Below are 15,582 nucleotides of genomic sequence, written 5' to 3' on the forward strand. Positions count from 1 at the left end.
CTGCCCGTCGCCTGCCCGTCACCTGCGACGCCTAGGCTGGGCGCATGGGACGACGCGAAGAGGTCGAGTGCTGGCTGACCGACATGGACGGCGTGCTCGTGCACGAGAACCATGCGCTGCCCGGCGCCGCCGACCTGCTGCAGCAGTGGGAGGACTCGGGCACGCCCTACCTCGTGCTCACGAACAACTCGATCTTCACCGCGCGCGACCTCTCGGCGCGGCTCCGCTCGAGCGGACTCAACGTTCCGGAGGACCGCATCTGGACCTCGGCCCTCGCGACCGCCGACTTCCTGAAGTCGCAGTTGCCGGGCGGCACGGCGTTCGTCATCGGCGAGGCCGGCATCACGACGGCACTCCACGAGGCCGGGTTCATCATGACCGAGACGAACCCCGACTACGTCGTCGTCGGCGAGACCCGCAACTACTCGTTCGATGCCATCACGAAGGCGATCCGCCTCATCGGCGACGGGGCCCGCTTCATCGTCACGAACCCCGATGCCACCGGCCCCTCGAAGGACGGCCCGATGCCGGCGACGGGCGCGATCGCCGCGCTCATCACGAAGGCGACCGGCATGGAGCCCTACGTCGTCGGCAAGCCGAACCCGATGATGTTCCGCTCGGCGCTCAACAAGATCGGCGCGCACTCCGAGAACACCGCGATGATCGGCGACCGCATGGACACCGACATCGTCGCGGGCATCGAGGCCGGATTGCACACCATCCTCGTGCTCACGGGCATCAGCGACCAGGCCGAGATCCAGAAGTACCCGTTCCGCCCCGACGAGATCCTCGACGGCGTGCACGAGCTGGTGCGCAAGGAGCCGGTCGAGACCGAGCTGTAGCGGCGGGCGGCGCCTCGCGGCTACCCCGCGGGGCGCGATCAGGCCAGGCGCGCGACCGCGTCGACGACGCCGGCCCAGAACCGATCGACGTCGAGGCCGACGGCGACCCATGCATTCGGCTCGCGGCCGAGCATGCCGTCGAAGTCGACGCTCGTGGCGCCGAGCGTCTCGGTGCCGGTGAGCTCGACGTCGAGCCGCGTGTGCCGCAGTTCGACGCAGCCGGGGTCCGCCAGCACGGCGACCGCGACCGGATCGTGCAGCGGCCCGTCGGGCATGCCGAAGACCTCGTCGTTCGTGCGGCAGAAGAACTCCAGCAGCTCGTCGCCGAAGGCGGCGGTACGGGTGCCCGCGGCGGCGAGCGCGGTGCGCACCGCGGGGGTCACGAGCGCGCGATGCGTCACGTTCAGGCCGACCATCGTGAACCGGACCCCGCTGCCGAGCACGAGCGCGAGCGCCTCGGGGTCGACGAGCGCGTTGAACTCGGCGTACGGGGTCGCGTTGCCGCGCTCGGTCGAGCCGCCCATCCACACGATCTCTCGGATGCGCGGCGCGAGGTCGGGGCGGTCGCGCAGCAGGACGGCGACGTTCGTGAGCGGTCCCGTGGCGACGATCGCGACCGGTTCGGATGCCGCCTCGAGCGTGTCGGCCATGAGCTCGGTCGCCGAGCGCGGGTCGAGCGGCAGGGCCGGCTCCGGCAGGTCGGGGCCGCCGAGTCCGTTCTCGCCGTGGATCCACTCCGCCGTGACGAGCTCGCGCGACAGCGGCCCCGCGGCACCCGCCGCGACGGGCACGTCGACGCCCGCGACCGAGAGCACGATGCGCGCGTTGCGGCTCGTGTGCTCGAGCGGCACGTTGCCGCCGACGGCGGTGACGGCGAGCAGATCGAGCGCCGGGTGCCCGGCCGCGAGCCAGAGCGCCAGGGCGTCGTCATGACCCGGGTCGCAGTCGACGATGATCGGGACGCTCACGCCGCACCTCGGGGCGTGGTCGGGCACGCGGCATCCGCGGCCCATGCGGACGAGCGGATGCCGCGTGCGCGACGCATCACGCGGAGGGTCCGGGCCCGGCGAGCGAACCGGTCAGCGGCTCGCCGCCCGAGCGGTTGACGAAGCAGTAGTACGTGCGCTCCCCCGCGGACCACTGCTCTTCGGTCACGGGATAGCTGCCCTGGACCTGGAGGTCGGGGATGCCCGCGGCCGCCGCGACGTCGACGATGCCCGCCGCGGTGCAGAGCGTGTTCATCTGCGCGCCGAGCTCGGCCTCGCCCGGGAACGCCGCCGCCTCGTCGCCGGGGAGCGTTCCGCGGTAGACGAGCTGCGCCGCGTGCGCGACGCCGCAGTCGACGACGGTGTACTCCTCGTCCCAGGCGGAGGTGAACGGGTCGATGCACTCGCCGCCGTAGAGGGTGTCCCACGCGTGCATGCCCATGGGCTGCGGCGCCGTCGGCTCGACGACCGGGGCCGACTCGGAGGCGCTCGCGCTCGACGACTGGGACGCCGTGGCATCGGCCGCGCCGCCGCCGGCGAGCTTGGAGCCGAAGAAGAACAGGCCGACGAGGACGAGCACGGCGACGAGGCCGCCGGCGACCCAGATGAGCGTCTTCACGGTGCGACGGTCGCCGGAGCCCTTGGAGCCGCCCGAGCCGCCGGTCGGACCCTTGCCCGAGCCGCCGCCGCGCGCACTACCGCTGCCGCCGGATCCACTGCCGCTGCTGCTCCCGCTGCCCCCGAACCCGCCGGAACCGCTGCCGGTGCCGCGGACCGCGCCTGCGCCGCCCGCGGCCGGGGTCCCGGATGCCGCGCTGAACGCCATGCCCGAACCGTTGCCCGCCGCGAACCCGCCGGCGCTTCCGGATGCGTACGCGCCCATCGAACCGGCGCCCGCCATCGCGAGCGCGGGAGCGCCGACCATGGCCACCGGACCGGTGGGCTCGAAGAGCGAGGCGAACGGGTCGTCGTCGTGGTCGCGGTCGTTCGAGGCGGACCACTGGTCGCTCGAGGCGGGCCACTGGCCGGCCTGGGGCATCCGCTCGGTGAAGAGCTCGGCGGTCGGCTGCGCGAACGGCGCGGTCGGCTCATCGAGGGAGACGTCGCCGAAGGGATCGCTCTCGACGGCTGCGGTCGCGAACGGGCCGTGCTCGTCTTCGGCGGCGACGACCGGGAGGAGCTGCGTGCGTGGGGACGGCTCGTCGGCGGCGTCGGACGGGTCGAGCGGAGCGTCCTGACCCGCGCCGAGGGCTGCCGGAGCGGCGGAGGCCGTGAGCGCGGCGAGCACCGAGCCGACGGGAGCGTCGGCGCGCGGGTCTTCGGCCATGGGGTCGGGCGAGATGGCCCACTCGTAGACGGGCTCCTCCGGCTCGTCGGCCGGCTCGGACGGTTCGGCGAGCGCGTCGTGCGGCACGGCGGACCATGCCCGCGCGTTCTGCGTGTACCGGGGTGCGTCCTCGGCTTCGGTGCCCCAGGGGTCGTCTGCGGGATCGGAGAAGGAGAGACCGAGGTCGGCCAGCCCGTCGTCGGGCCGATGCGCCGGATCGGCGTCGGCGGGCACCGGAGCGACGGCCGGAGGCGCCGGGGCGAACGCCGCGGGCTGAGGGGCGGGTGCGGGCGCGGGCATCGTGATCGAGGTCGGATGCTCTGGCGCCGCCGCCTCGGGGAGGCGCGGTCCGCCGAGCGCCGCGAGCAGGTCGTCGACCGGTTCGACGCGCTGCGCGACCGGAGGCTGCGGCGGGGACGCCGCGGCGAACGCGGGAAACGGCGTGCGCGGCGCGACCGGCGCGGGCTCGGGGGCGCTCGCGGCGCTCGCGGCGCTCGCGGCGCTCGCGGCGCTCGCGCCACTGGCTTCGCTCGGCTCGGGGCCCTCGTCGACGCCTTGGCTCGCGACCTGCTGCTCGAGCGCCTTGCGTTCGCGACGCGTCAGCTCGGGAGCCGCCGCCGCGGGGGCGGGCGCCGGATCGGGTTCTTGCAGCGCCGACCAGAGATCTGCGCCGAAGTCCGTCGACGGCGGAGTGACCGGGGTGAACGATCTGCGGGCCACGGGCGGCGGCGCGAACCCGGCGAACGGGTCGACGTCGTCGGGCTCGGACGGCGGAAGCAGCGGTGCCGGCTCGAACGCCTGCGGCGCCGGTGCGACGGGCTCGGGCGCCTGCGGCGCGGGCTCGACCGACGGCGCCTGCCAGGCCGGAGCCGCGGCCTCGGGCTGGGAGAGACGCCGGAACGCATCGCGCAGCGCGTCTTCGGACCTCGGCGGTGCGGCCGCGGCCTGCGTCTCGCCCCAGGTCAGCGCGAACGGCGCGGTCGGCGTGGCCGGACCGGGAACGGTCGGCGCGGCCGGAACAACCGGCGCGGCCGGAACGGTCGGCGCGGCCGGACCCGCGGCGGCCGACGTGCTGCGGCCCACCGGGGGTTCCACGGTCAGCGGCGGCGTCGGGCGCATCGGCGGCTGCGGCGTCACCACGGGAAGCGCGCTGGTCTGCGTCGACTCCCAGGGCTGGTGCGACCGCGGCTGAACCGGGGGCGTCGGCGGGGCGGATGCGGCCGGCGCGGCCGGCGCGGGAGCCTCGGCGAGGGAGAACCAGTCGAGCGACTCCTCGCTGCGGGCGGCACGGCGCCCCTGCGGCGGGGCCGCGGCGGGCGGCGCCGCGGCGGGCGGTGCGTACGAGGGCGTGGCAGGCGGAGTCGGCTGGGCCTGCTGGAGGGGTTGCGTCGGCGTCGGGGAGTCCCCGGCGGCGAGCTGCGCCAACAGCCAGTCGGCGTCGTCGCCGCCCAGTCGGTCCGCCGTCATCAGGCCAGACCCAGGTCGTCCAGGTCGATGGCCGCGAGGTAGTCGACTCCCGCGGCCTCGATGACCTCTCGCGCCCCGGTCGCCCGGTCGACGACCACCGCGACGGCGACGACCTCGGCGCCCACCTTGCGCAGCGCCTCGATGGCCTTCAGGGGCGACCCGCCCGTGGTCGACGTGTCTTCGAGCACGATGACGCGCTTGCCCTCGAGGTCGGGGCCCTCGACCTGCCGGCCGCGGCCGTGGTCCTTCGGCTCCTTGCGCACGACGAAGGCGTCGTAGGCGAGCCCCCGTGCGGCGCCCTGGTGCAGGATCGCCGAGGCGATCGGGTCGGCGCCCATCGTGAGGCCGCCGACGGCCGCGATGTCGGGCACGTCGGCGATGAGGTCGAGCATGACCTGGCCGATGAGGGGAGCGACCCGGTGGTCGAGGCTCACCTTGCGGAGGTCGACGTAGTAGGTCGCCTTCTTGCCGCTGGTGAGCGTGAAGTCGCCGTGGAACACCGCGTCGGCCGAGATGAAGTCGATGAGTCGCCGGCGCACGTCTGCGCGGTCGAGGTCTGGGAGCGTCACCCGAACACTCTACGACGCGCCGGGCTGGGAGGAAGGTGCGGATTCTCAGGCGGTGTCGCGCGGGGCCGGCTGCACCGCGGCATCCGCTCGTCGTTCCCGGTGTCGGCCGCCCCAGAACGAACGCGGGGTTCCGGGGAGGATCCTCGCCCAGAACGGCGGCTCGTCGACCTCGGCGAGCGCGGCCGGGACGTCGATGTGGAACTGCGCGATCTCCTCGGCCCCGTGGTGCACCACGCGGTAGAGGGCCGTGCCGATGAGCACGCCGAGCGCGATCGACATGACCGAGGTGAGCGCCGACGCGAAGTTCTCGAGGCCGGCGCCGGTGCCGACGGCCTCGGTGAGCCCGACGAGGCCCGCCGCCCCCGGCACGAGCAGCCAGAAGGCGGGGAGGAAGGTCAGCTGCGACGGTGCGCCGTTGCGCAGGGTGGCGATCCAGAGCACGACCGGGGTCATCGCGAGCGCGCCGACGAATCCGCTCACCGTCTGGCTGACCAGCAGCGCGCCGACCGTCTGCCCGGTGTAGGCGACGAGCAGCGCGATCAGCACCCAGCCGAAGGTCGACGGTGGCGCCGAGAAGTGCAGGTAGTTGCCGATCGCGAAGAGGAGGATGCCGACCGCGGGCACCCACCAGGGCAGGAGGTCGGATGCCTCGAGCGGCACGTAGCTCGTCTCGTCGACGCCGACGACGGTTCCGGCGGCGAGGATACCGAAGGAGAGGAGCGAGAGCTGGACGAGCCCGAACACGAGACGCGAGGCGCCGGAGACCATCTGCCCGGCCGCAAGCTCGACGGTCGCGGTCGTCAGCGCGCCGCCCGGGAGGAACGTCGCGAGCGGGGCGATGAGGAGCCTGATCGGATCGCCGATCTCGATGTACGGCGCGAGCAGGAACACCGCGACGGCGCAGACGAAGGCCGCGAACACCGGGAAGACGAGCTGGAGGGTCGGCGATCGCACGAGCTTCAGCAGGCCGATGAGGGCTCCGAGCGCGAACGCGACGATCGCTCCCTGCCAGGTGGGCGCGAGCAGCAGCGCGAGGCCCGTGGTGAGCACGGCGTGCCCGAACACCCGGAGCGCCCACGAGTAGCGCTGGCGCATGGCGCCGATCTCGTTGAGCCTCACGATGCCGTCGCGGGGCGCGATGCCCGCGCGCTTGGCCTGCTCGATGAGGCGGTAGAGGGCGGCGATCTGGTCGAAGCGGAACGTGGTGTTCACCGCGGATCGGATGGCGACGCGGCCCTGGTCGGGGTCGCCGGTCTCGATGAGGATGACGGTCGGCAGGACGACGATGTCTGGGTCCTCGTCGCCGTAGGCGCGGGAGACGGTCTGGAGGGTCTCGGAGATGCGGTCGACGGACTCCGAGGCGGCGTTCATGCCCTCGGCGAGCCCGAGGAGGAACCGGCGGAGCACGTCGCTTTCGGCGGCGACGATCTTCGCTTCGTTCCCCATGGGAGCACCATCCGTTCCCGTGCGCGGCTCGACGTCGAGCCCACAGTAACGGCGACGGGGGAAGGCGAAGGGCCGCCCGGCGGAGTGTCCCTCTCCGCGGGCGGCCCTGAGCCCGGCCGAGCCGGGCGATCGCGCGACTAGATGCTGCGCGCGAAGCTCTGCCGCGGCTGGCGACGGTAGCCGTCGCGAGCGGTGAGCACGAACGTGCCGACGAGTCCGGCGACGGATGCGGCGATGACGAGGATGAGCGTGGCCATGATGGCTCCTTCACGAAAGATGATTGGCGGCGACCGAACGGATGATGCGCCATTGCATGCCTTCGATACCTCCATGATCCTCCTCGAAACCGTTCAGCACAAGCTCACGGAACTACACTGATCATGTAGCTTGGCTACATGGATGTGTACCGGCTCGACCTCCTCAGGGAACTCTCCGAACGCGGCAGCGTCACCGCCGTCGCCGAGGCGACCGGGCGCACGCCCTCCGCCGTCTCGCAACAGCTCAAGGTGCTCGAACGCGAGGCGGGCATGCCCCTGACCGAACGCAGCGGGCGCGGCCTCGTGCTCACCAGCGCGGGGCACGCGCTCGCGCGCAGCGCGGCCGAGGTCGCCGTCGCCCTCGAGCGCGCGACCGCGCTCTGGGACGAGTTCCGCAACCACCCGAGCGGCGAGGTCCGGCTCGTCACGTTCCCGACCGTCGGCGCGACGCTCCTGCCCGGCGTGCTCGCCGACCTCTCCCAGGTCGCCGGGCTCGTCGTGCACTGCACCGACCTCGACCCCGACCTGGCGGGTTTCGCCGACCTCACCTCCGAGTACGACATCGTCCTCGCGCACACGATGCCGGGGGTGCTGCCGTGGGGCGGGCGCGGCCTCACCGTGGTGCCCCTGCTCACCGAACCCCTCGACGTCGGCGTTCCGACGGGCCACCGGCTGGCCGGGCGTGCGAGCGTGACGAGCACCGACCTCGTCGACGAGACCTGGCTCGGCGTCCCGCCCGGATTCCCCTTCGAGCGCATCCTCCACGCGATCGAGGAGCAGGGCGGCAAGCGCGTCCGGATCGCCCAGCGCTTCAGCGACATGCGCATCATCGAGGCGTTCATCGCCGCCGGGCAGGGCGTCGCGTTCGTGCCCCGGTACACCTCGGGCACGGTCGGGTCCGACGTCGTGCTGAAGCCGATCCGCGGCGTGACCGCCATGCGCGAGATCGTCGCCCTCGTGCGCCCCGACGTCGCCGAACGGCTCGCCGTGCGCACCGTGCTCGACGTGCTCGTGACGCGGGCGTCGCGCCTCGAGCAGGCGCACGCCCACCCGTCGAGGGGAACGGGCGCCGGCAGCTGAAACGCCGTGGCGCGGCATCCGCCTCGATGCCATACTGGCCCTGCTGGAACCCTCGAACCCGTTCCCCCACCGACCGAGGGTTCAGCGCGACGAGTCGCGGCTCCGGTCCGCGGCCGGCACACAGAGGGGAACTCGATGACCATCGACCGCCACGCACGGACCATGCTGCCGATCCCCGATCGGCCCGCGCCGGGTCTCACGACCTACGACGCGAAGGACCCCGACACCGCGTACCCGCCGATCACCCCGCTGCTGCCGCCCGAGGGCGCGCCGAACGTGCTGATCGTGCTGATCGACGACGTGGGCTTCGGAGCCTCCAGCGTGTTCGGCGGCCCGTGCCGGACGCCGAACGCCGAGAAGCTCGCCGCACGGGGGTTGACGTACAACCGCTTCCACACGACCGCCCTGTGCGCCCCCACCCGCGCCGCGATGCTCAGCGGACGCAACCACCACTCCGTCGGCATGGGCAGCATCACCGAAACCGCGACATCCGCCCCAGGCAACAGCTCCCTGAAGCCGAACACCAAGGCCCCGGTCGCGATGACGCTGAAGCTCAACGGCTACTCCACCGCGCAGTTCGGCAAGTGCCACGAGGTCCCGGTCTGGCAGTCCTCGCCCATGGGCCCGTTCGACGCGTGGCCCTCGGGCGGCGGCGGATTCGAGACCTTCTACGGCTTCATCGGCGGCGAGAACAACCAGTGGGATCCCGCGCTGTACGAGGGCACCACCCCGGTCGAGCCGCCCAAGACGCCCGAGGAGGGCTACCACCTGACCGAAGACCTCGCCGACCGCGCGGTCGGCTGGATCCGCACCCAGAAGGCGCTCATGCCCGAGAAGCCCTTCTTCGTGTACTTCGCGCCCGGCGCCACGCACGCCCCGCACCACGTTCCGCTCGAGTGGGCCGACAAGTACAAGGGCGAATTCGCCGACGGCTGGGACGCGCAGCGCGAGAAGACCTTCGCCAAGCAGAAGGAGCTCGGCGTCATCCCCGCCGACGCCGAGCTCACCCCTCGGCACGACGAGATCCCGGCGTGGAACGACATGCCCGATGCGCTGAAGCCCGTGCTCGAACGCGAGATGGAGGTCTACGCGGGATTCCTCGAGCACACCGACCACCACGTCGGACGCATCATCGACGCCATCGAAGACCTCGGCGTGCTCGAGAACACGCTCATCTACTACATCATCGGCGACAACGGGGCATCCGCAGAGGGCACGATCAACGGCGCCTTCAACGAGATGGCGAACTTCAACGGCATGGCCGCCCTCGAGACGCCCGAGTTCATGAACGCCAAGATGGACGAGTTCGGCACGCCGAGCTCCTACAACCACTACGCCGTCGGATGGGCCTGGTCGATGGACACCCCGTTCCAGTGGACCAAGCAGGTCGCCTCGCACTGGGGCGGCACCCGCAACGGCACGATCGTCTCGTGGCCGAAGGGCATCGCCGAGCAGGGCGGCCAGCGCTCGCAGTTCACCCACGTGATCGACGTGGCGCCGACCATCCTCGAGGCGGCCGGGCTGCCCGAGCCCACCATGGTCAACGGCGTGCAGCAGTCGCCGATGGAGGGCACGTCGATGCTCTACACCTTCGATGACGCGGATGCCGCGGAGCGCCACGATCTCCAGTACTTCGAGATGTTCGGCAACCGGGGCATCTACCACAAGGGGTGGAGCGCGGTCACGAAGCACCGCACGCCGTGGGAGCTCGTGGGCGGCACCGTCCCGGCCTTCGACGACGACGTGTGGGAGCTCTACGACGGCAGCACCGACTACAGCCAGGCCAGGGACCTCTCGGCCGAACAGCCCGAACGACTGCACGAACTGCAGCGCCTGTGGCTCATCGAGGCCGTCAAGTACAACGTGCTCCCCATCGACGACCGCACGGGCGACCGGCTGAACCCCGAGATCGCCGGCCGGCCCACGCTCATCCGCGGGACCTCGCAGCAGTTCTTCCCCGGAATGGGCCGGCTCTCCGAGAACAGCGTCGTCAGCATCAAGAACAAGTCGTGGTCGGTGACCGCCGAGGTCGACGTGCCCGAGGGCGGGGCGAACGGCGTGCTCATCGCGCAGGGCGGCCGCTTCGGCGGGTGGAGCTTCTACCTGCACGAGGGCCGGGCGAAGTTCGCCTACAACCTGCTCGGCATCCACTCGTTCGAGACCGTCGCCGACGACCCCGTGGCCGCTGGCCGGCACCAGGTGCGCATGGAATTCGCGTACGACGGCGGCGGACTCGCGAAGGGCGGCGGCGTCACCCTCTACGTCGACGGCGACGCGGCCGGCACCGGACGCATCGAGGCGACCCAGGCGATGGTGTTCTCGGCCGACGAGACGACGGACATCGGCTACGAGTCCGGCACCACGGTGAGCCCCGACTACACCACCGCCACGAGCCGCTTCACCGGGCGCATCGAGTGGGTGCAGATCGATCTCGGCGACGACGACCACGACCACTTCATCGACCCCGACGAGCGGATGCGCATCGCGATGGCCCGCCAGTAGGGCCCCCTCCCCGGTGCGGCGGCGGGCACCTGCGTGCCGCCGCACCGGGCTAGACTCCCAGACCATGAGCGACGACGCCCTCCTGTTCGACGTCCGCGACGGACTCGCGCATCTCACGCTGAACCGCCCCGAACGCCTCAACGCGGTCGGGCCCGACGCCATCGCGCTCTGGCGCCGATACGCCGGCGAGATCGCCGAACGCGACGACATCCGCGCCGTGCTCTTCGACGCCAACGGCCGCGCGTTCTGCGCCGGCGGCGACGTGCGCGCCATGTCCGAACTCGGCGGCGACGGCACCTCGGCGGGCCAGGTCGTCGCCGAACTCGCCGACGAGATCCATGCAGGGCACCGGATGCTGCGCGAGAGCGCCAAGCCGATCGTCGCCGCCGTGCAGGGGCCCGTCGCCGGCGGCGGCCTCGGCTTCATGCTCGTGGCCGACCTCGTCGTGGCCTCCGACCGGGCGACGTTCGCGAGCCGCTACGCGGACATCGGGCTCACGCCCGACTGCGGCGTGAGCACGCTCCTGCCTGAGGCCGTCGGCACCCGGCGCGCCCTCGAGCTCACGCTGACCTCGCGCACGCTCAGCGCGGCCGAGGCGCTCGACTGGGGTCTCGTGACCGAGGTCGTGGCCGCCGACGAGCTCGCCGCGCGCGCCCGCGCGATCGCCGAGACGTGGCTGTCGGGGGCATCCGCCGCTTACGGCCAGGCGAAGCGCCTCGTGCGCTCGGGGTTGACGCGCGAGTTCCAGACCGCGCTCGACGACGAGGCCCGCACGATCGGGGCGGCGTTCGACACCCCCGAGGCATCCGCTCGCGTCGCCGCGTTCGTGCGGCGCTGAACCTCACCTCGAAATCAGGCCGAAGCGCCGGAATCAGGACGGAATCCGAGAGAACGTCCTGATTCCGGCGCTTCGGCCTGATTCGGGGAACGCTACTCGTGCTGCGGGAAGCCCAGGTTCAGGCCGCCGTGGCTCGGGTCGAGCCAGCGCGAGGTGACCGCCTTCTCCTGCAGGAAGAAGTCGAAGCCCTTCGGGCCGTACGCCTTGGCGTCGCCGAAGAGCGAGTCCTTCCATCCGCCGAAGGAGTGGTACGCCACCGGCACGGGGATCGGCACGTTGATGCCGACCATGCCGACCGTCACTTCCCGCTGGAAGCGCCGGGCGGCCCCGCCGTCGTTCGTGAAGATGGCCGTGCCGTTGCCGTACCGCGACGCGTTGATGATGTCGAGGCCCTGCTCGTAGCCGTCGACGCGCACGACCGAGAGCACGGGGCCGAAGATCTCGTCGCGGTACACGACCGACGAGGTCGGCACGTGATCGATGAGGGTCGGGCCGAGCCAGAAGCCGTCGGCCGCGCCGTCGACGTCGGGGTCGCGCCCGTCGACCACGAGCGTCGCGCCGTCGTCGACCGCGACGTCGAGGTAGCCGGCGACCTTGTCGCGGTGCTCGCGCGTGATGAGCGGGCCCATGTCGCAGCCGCGAGTGCCGTCGCCGGTGGTGAGCCGCGACATCCGCTCGCGCACCTTCGCGACGAGCTCGTCGGCGACCGAGTCGACGGCGAGCACGACCGACACGGCCATGCAGCGCTCGCCGGCCGAACCGAACCCGGCGTTGACGGCGGCGTCGGCCGCGAGGTCGAGATCGGCGTCGGGCAGCACGAGCATGTGGTTCTTCGCACCGCCGAGGGCCTGCACGCGCTTGCCGTTGGCCGACGCGGTCGAGTAGATGTACTGCGCGATCGGGGTCGATCCGACGAACGAGATCGAGCGCACCACGGGGTGCTCGAGCAGGGCGTCGACGGCCTCCTTGTCGCCGTGCACGACGTTGAAGACGCCGTCGGGCAGGCCCGCCTCCTTGAGAATGCCGGCCATCCAGACCGCGGCCGACGGGTCCTTCTCGGACGGCTTCAGCACGACCGCGTTGCCCGCCGCGACCGCGAGCGGGAAGAACCACATCGGCACCATGGCCGGGAAGTTGAACGGGCTGATGATGCCGACCACGCCCACCGGCTGCTTCAGCGTGTACACGTCGACGCCCGTCGAGACGTTCTCGGAGTACTCGCCCTTCGTGTAGCCGGGCATGGCGCAGGCCAGCTCGACGACCTCGAGTCCGCGCGCGATCTCGCCCGCCGCGTCGGACAGCACCTTGCCGTGCTCGCTCGTCAGGATCGCGGCGAGCTCGTCGCTGCGCGAGTTCAGCAGCTCGCGGAACGCGAACATGACCTGCTGGCGCTTCGCGATCGACGTGTCGCGCCAGCCGGGGAAGGCGCGCGCCGCGGACTGCACCGCAGTGTCGACGTCGTCGGTCGACGCGAGCCGCACGCGCTTCTGCTCGACGCCGAGCGCCGGGTTGTACACCGGGCCGGTGCGGTCGGATGCGCCTGCGGCAGGCGCCCCGTCGATCCAGTGGTCGACCATCGTGATCTCGGTCATGCTCTTCTCTCCCCTGTTGTTGTTGCCGGTCTCGAGACGCTTCGCTCCTCGACCGGCGGTGTGACGCTTCGCTCCTCGACCGGCGGTGTGACGCTTCGCTCCTCGACCGGCGGTGTGACGCTTCGCTCCTCGACCGGCGGCCTACGCAGTGGCCAGCACGTCGTCGTAGATCGCGACGGCCTCGGCGACCTCTTCGGCGGTGACCACGCACGGCGGCACCACGTGGATGCGGTTGTCCTGCACGAACGGCAGGAGTCCGCGTTCGAGCATCGCGCCCTTCAGCCGCCCCATCTCCGCGGCGGGCAGCGGCTCGCGGGTTTCGCGGTCGGCGACGAGTTCCATCGCCCAGAACACGCCTTCGCCGCGCACCTCGCCGATGACCTCGTGCTTCTCGGCGAGCTCGGCGAGCGCCGGCCCGATCTCGGTCTCGCCGATGGCCGCGGCGTTGGCGACGATCCCCTCGGACTCCATGACGTCGAGCGTCGCCACGATCGAGGCCATCGCGAGCGGATGCCCCGAATAGGTGAGCCCTCCCGGGAAGACCCGCTCGTCGAACGTCGCCGCGATCTCATCGGAGATGACGACCCCGCCCGCGGGCACGTAACCGGAGTTCACGCCCTTCGCGAACGTGATGAGGTCGGGACGCACGTCGTATCCGTCGAAGGCGAACCACCGGCCGCTGCGCCCGAACCCGCACATGACCTCGTCGAGGATGAGCAGGATGCCGTGCCGGTCGCAGAGCTCGCGCACCCCGGCCAGGTAGCCGGGCGGCGGGATCATGATGCCCGCGGTGCCCGGGATCGACTCGAGCAGGACCGCGGCGATCGACGCGGGCCCCTCGGCCTCGATCACACGCCGCAGGTGCTGCAGCGCCCGCTCCGATTCCTGCTCGGGCGTGGTCGCCCAGAACTCGGAGCGGTAGAGGTAGGGCCCGAAGAAGTGCACGTGTCCGCGCGCGAACTCGTTCGGGATGCGGCGCCAGTCGCCGGTCGACACGATCGCCGACCCGGTGTTGCCGTGGTACGACCGGTACGTCGAGAGGATCTTGTCGCGGCCCGTGTGCAGGCGCGCCATGCGGATCGCGTTCTCGTTCGCGTCGGCGCCGCCGTTCGTGAAGAACACCTTCTCGAAGCCGCCGGGCGCGCGGTCGACGATGCGTTTCGCGGCCTGGCCGCGGGCGAAGTTCACCGTCGACGGCGCGATGGTGGTGAGCAGCTCCGCCTGCTCGCGGATCGCCTCGACGACGACCGGATGCTGGTGGCCGATGTTGACGTTCACGAGCTGGCTCGAGAAGTCCAGGTATTCGCGCCCGGCGTGATCCCAGACGCGGCATCCGCGCCCGCTCGCGACGACGAGCTGAGGCGACTGCCCCTGCGCCGACCACGAGTGGAACACGTGCGCTCGGTCGAGCTCCCGCGCGATGCGGTCGAGGTCTCCGGCGAGGGAGTCGTTCATGGCTTCGCTGCCTTTCGATCGGGTCGCCGGTCGAGGAGCGGAGCGCTCCTCGACCGGCGGCACTGCTAGTTGCCGCCCTCTTCGAGGGTGACGTCGTTGGGCGACCAGTCGGCCCCCGTGAGGTCGAGGTCTTCGCCCTCGAGCTCGTCGAGCGCCTTTTGGATGTACTCGTTCGACCAGGCGGTGGCCGGCGGCTCCTCGGTGATGAGGTGCGCGCCGGACTCGTTCACCGCGGCGAGGGCACCGGCGACCGTCTTGTCCCACGCGGCCTCGTCGATGATGCCGATGCCGTTGTCGGACGGCCAGATGAGCTTGTTCGTCTCGTTGACCATCCAGAGCTCGTGGCTCGGACCCCAGCCGGAGCCCGCCGCGATCGTGATGTCGGCGGCGTCCTGCGGGTTCGCGGCGGCGAACGCCCAGCCCCGGATGACGGCCTTGAGGAACTTGACCGTCGTCTCCTGGTACTCGGTGTCGCCGTCGAGGCGCTCGGTGTCGGCCCAGATCGCGTCCTGGAGCATGGCGCCCTCGGTGTCCTCGTACGAGATGACGTTGAAGTCGTCCTCGGTGTACTGCTCGCCCGTGTCGGGGTTCACCGTCTCGAGCAGCTGCGCGTACTCGTTGTAGGTCATCGCCTGAGCCGCGTCGATGTCGCCCTGCAGGAACGCGTTCATGTTGAAGTCCTGCGTGATGATCTGCACGGTCGACGCGTCGAGGCCCTCCGCGGCCATGGCCGCGAAGATCTCCCACTCGTTGCCGAAGCCCCACGAGCCGATCTTCTTGCCCTCGAAGTCGGCGACCGAGTCGATGCCCGAGTCGGCCCACGACACCTGGAGGGTGCCCGAGCGCTGGAAGATCTGCGCGATGTCGGTGAGGTTCGCGCCCTGCTCGATCGAGCCGAGCACCTTCGGGACCCACGCGATCGCGTAGTCGACGTCGCCGTTGGCGAGGGCGTCCTGCGGCACGATGTCGCCGCCCGACGGGATGATCTCCACATCGAGGCCCTCGTCCTCGAAGAAGCCCTGGTCGGCGGCGGCGAAGTAGCCGGCGAACTGCCCCTGGGGCAGCCACTGGAGCTGGAGCTTCACCGGGGTGAGGGCGCCGTCGTCGCCTCCGTCGCCGCCTCCGTCGGCGTCTCCGGACGAGCAGGCGGCGAGGAGGAGCGCGGCCGTGACGGCGAACGCTCCGGCCGCGATTCCGCGGCGTGTGCTGTGCTTCATGTCA

Annotated in this window: 11 protein-coding genes; 4 read left to right on the forward strand and 7 right to left on the reverse strand. The window is 71.7% G+C overall.

All coding sequences use genetic code 11. The features are described from left to right. Positions 1-44: 44 nt before the first annotated feature. Entirely contained in the window at positions 45-842 is a 798-nt protein-coding gene (locus GQQ92_RS05665; RefSeq protein WP_156998275.1) for an HAD-IIA family hydrolase, read from the forward strand. A 38-nt stretch (positions 843-880) separates the two neighbouring features. Here the strand turns inward: GQQ92_RS05665 and GQQ92_RS05670 are convergent, their stop codons facing one another. The 4 genes from GQQ92_RS05670 to GQQ92_RS05685 form a co-directional block, all read right to left on the reverse strand. Next, entirely contained in the window at positions 881-1,810 is a 930-nt protein-coding gene (locus GQQ92_RS05670; RefSeq protein ID WP_156998276.1) for a nucleoside hydrolase, read from the reverse strand. 76 nt (positions 1,811-1,886) lie between these two features. After that, positions 1,887-4,622 carry a hypothetical protein gene (locus GQQ92_RS05675; protein ID WP_156998277.1) on the reverse strand — a complete coding sequence of 912 codons (2,736 nt, stop codon included), beginning with the start codon at positions 4,620-4,622 and terminating at the stop codon, positions 1,887-1,889. Further along, positions 4,622-5,191 carry an orotate phosphoribosyltransferase gene (gene pyrE / locus GQQ92_RS05680; RefSeq protein ID WP_156998278.1) on the reverse strand — a complete coding sequence of 190 codons (570 nt, stop codon included), beginning with the start codon at positions 5,189-5,191 and terminating at the stop codon, positions 4,622-4,624. The genes GQQ92_RS05675 and pyrE overlap by 1 nt, the downstream gene beginning before the upstream one ends. A gap of 45 nt (positions 5,192-5,236) precedes the next feature. Next, positions 5,237-6,637, reverse strand: coding sequence for a threonine/serine exporter family protein (locus GQQ92_RS05685; protein WP_156998279.1), 1,401 nt, complete (start codon positions 6,635-6,637; stop codon positions 5,237-5,239). Between the two features lie 395 nt (positions 6,638-7,032). Between GQQ92_RS05685 and GQQ92_RS05690 the strand changes: the two genes are divergently transcribed. The 3 genes from GQQ92_RS05690 (at position 7,033) to GQQ92_RS05700 (ending at position 11,314) form a co-directional block, all read left to right on the forward strand. Beyond that, on the forward strand, positions 7,033-7,974 hold the full coding sequence (locus GQQ92_RS05690; protein ID WP_156998280.1) for a LysR family transcriptional regulator: 942 nt from the start codon (positions 7,033-7,035) through the stop codon (positions 7,972-7,974). Positions 7,975-8,109: 135 nt separating this feature from the next. Beyond that, positions 8,110-10,476 carry an arylsulfatase gene (locus tag GQQ92_RS05695; RefSeq protein WP_156998281.1) on the forward strand — a complete coding sequence of 789 codons (2,367 nt, stop codon included), beginning with the start codon at positions 8,110-8,112 and terminating at the stop codon, positions 10,474-10,476. 64 nt (positions 10,477-10,540) lie between these two features. Next, positions 10,541-11,314, forward strand: coding sequence for an enoyl-CoA hydratase/isomerase family protein (locus GQQ92_RS05700; RefSeq protein WP_156998282.1), 774 nt, complete (start codon positions 10,541-10,543; stop codon positions 11,312-11,314). Positions 11,315-11,406: 92 nt separating this feature from the next. On the opposite strand, the gene GQQ92_RS05705 is transcribed toward GQQ92_RS05700, so the two are convergent. The 3 genes from GQQ92_RS05705 to GQQ92_RS05715 form a co-directional block, all read right to left on the reverse strand. After that, positions 11,407-12,906 (reverse strand): CoA-acylating methylmalonate-semialdehyde dehydrogenase, encoded by a 1,500-nt coding sequence (locus tag GQQ92_RS05705; RefSeq protein WP_156998283.1) that lies wholly within the window; start codon positions 12,904-12,906, stop codon positions 11,407-11,409. 141 nt (positions 12,907-13,047) lie between these two features. Next, positions 13,048-14,361 (reverse strand): aspartate aminotransferase family protein, encoded by a 1,314-nt coding sequence (locus GQQ92_RS05710; protein WP_156998284.1) that lies wholly within the window; start codon positions 14,359-14,361, stop codon positions 13,048-13,050. Between the two features lie 65 nt (positions 14,362-14,426). After that, positions 14,427-15,578, reverse strand: a complete 1,152-nt coding sequence (locus GQQ92_RS05715; RefSeq protein WP_156998285.1) for an ABC transporter substrate-binding protein — start codon at positions 15,576-15,578, stop codon at positions 14,427-14,429. Positions 15,579-15,582: the final 4 nt, after the last annotated feature.

It is taken from the genome of Agromyces terreus (assembly GCF_009749465.1).
GTDB lineage: Bacteria > Actinomycetota > Actinomycetes > Actinomycetales > Microbacteriaceae > Agromyces > Agromyces terreus.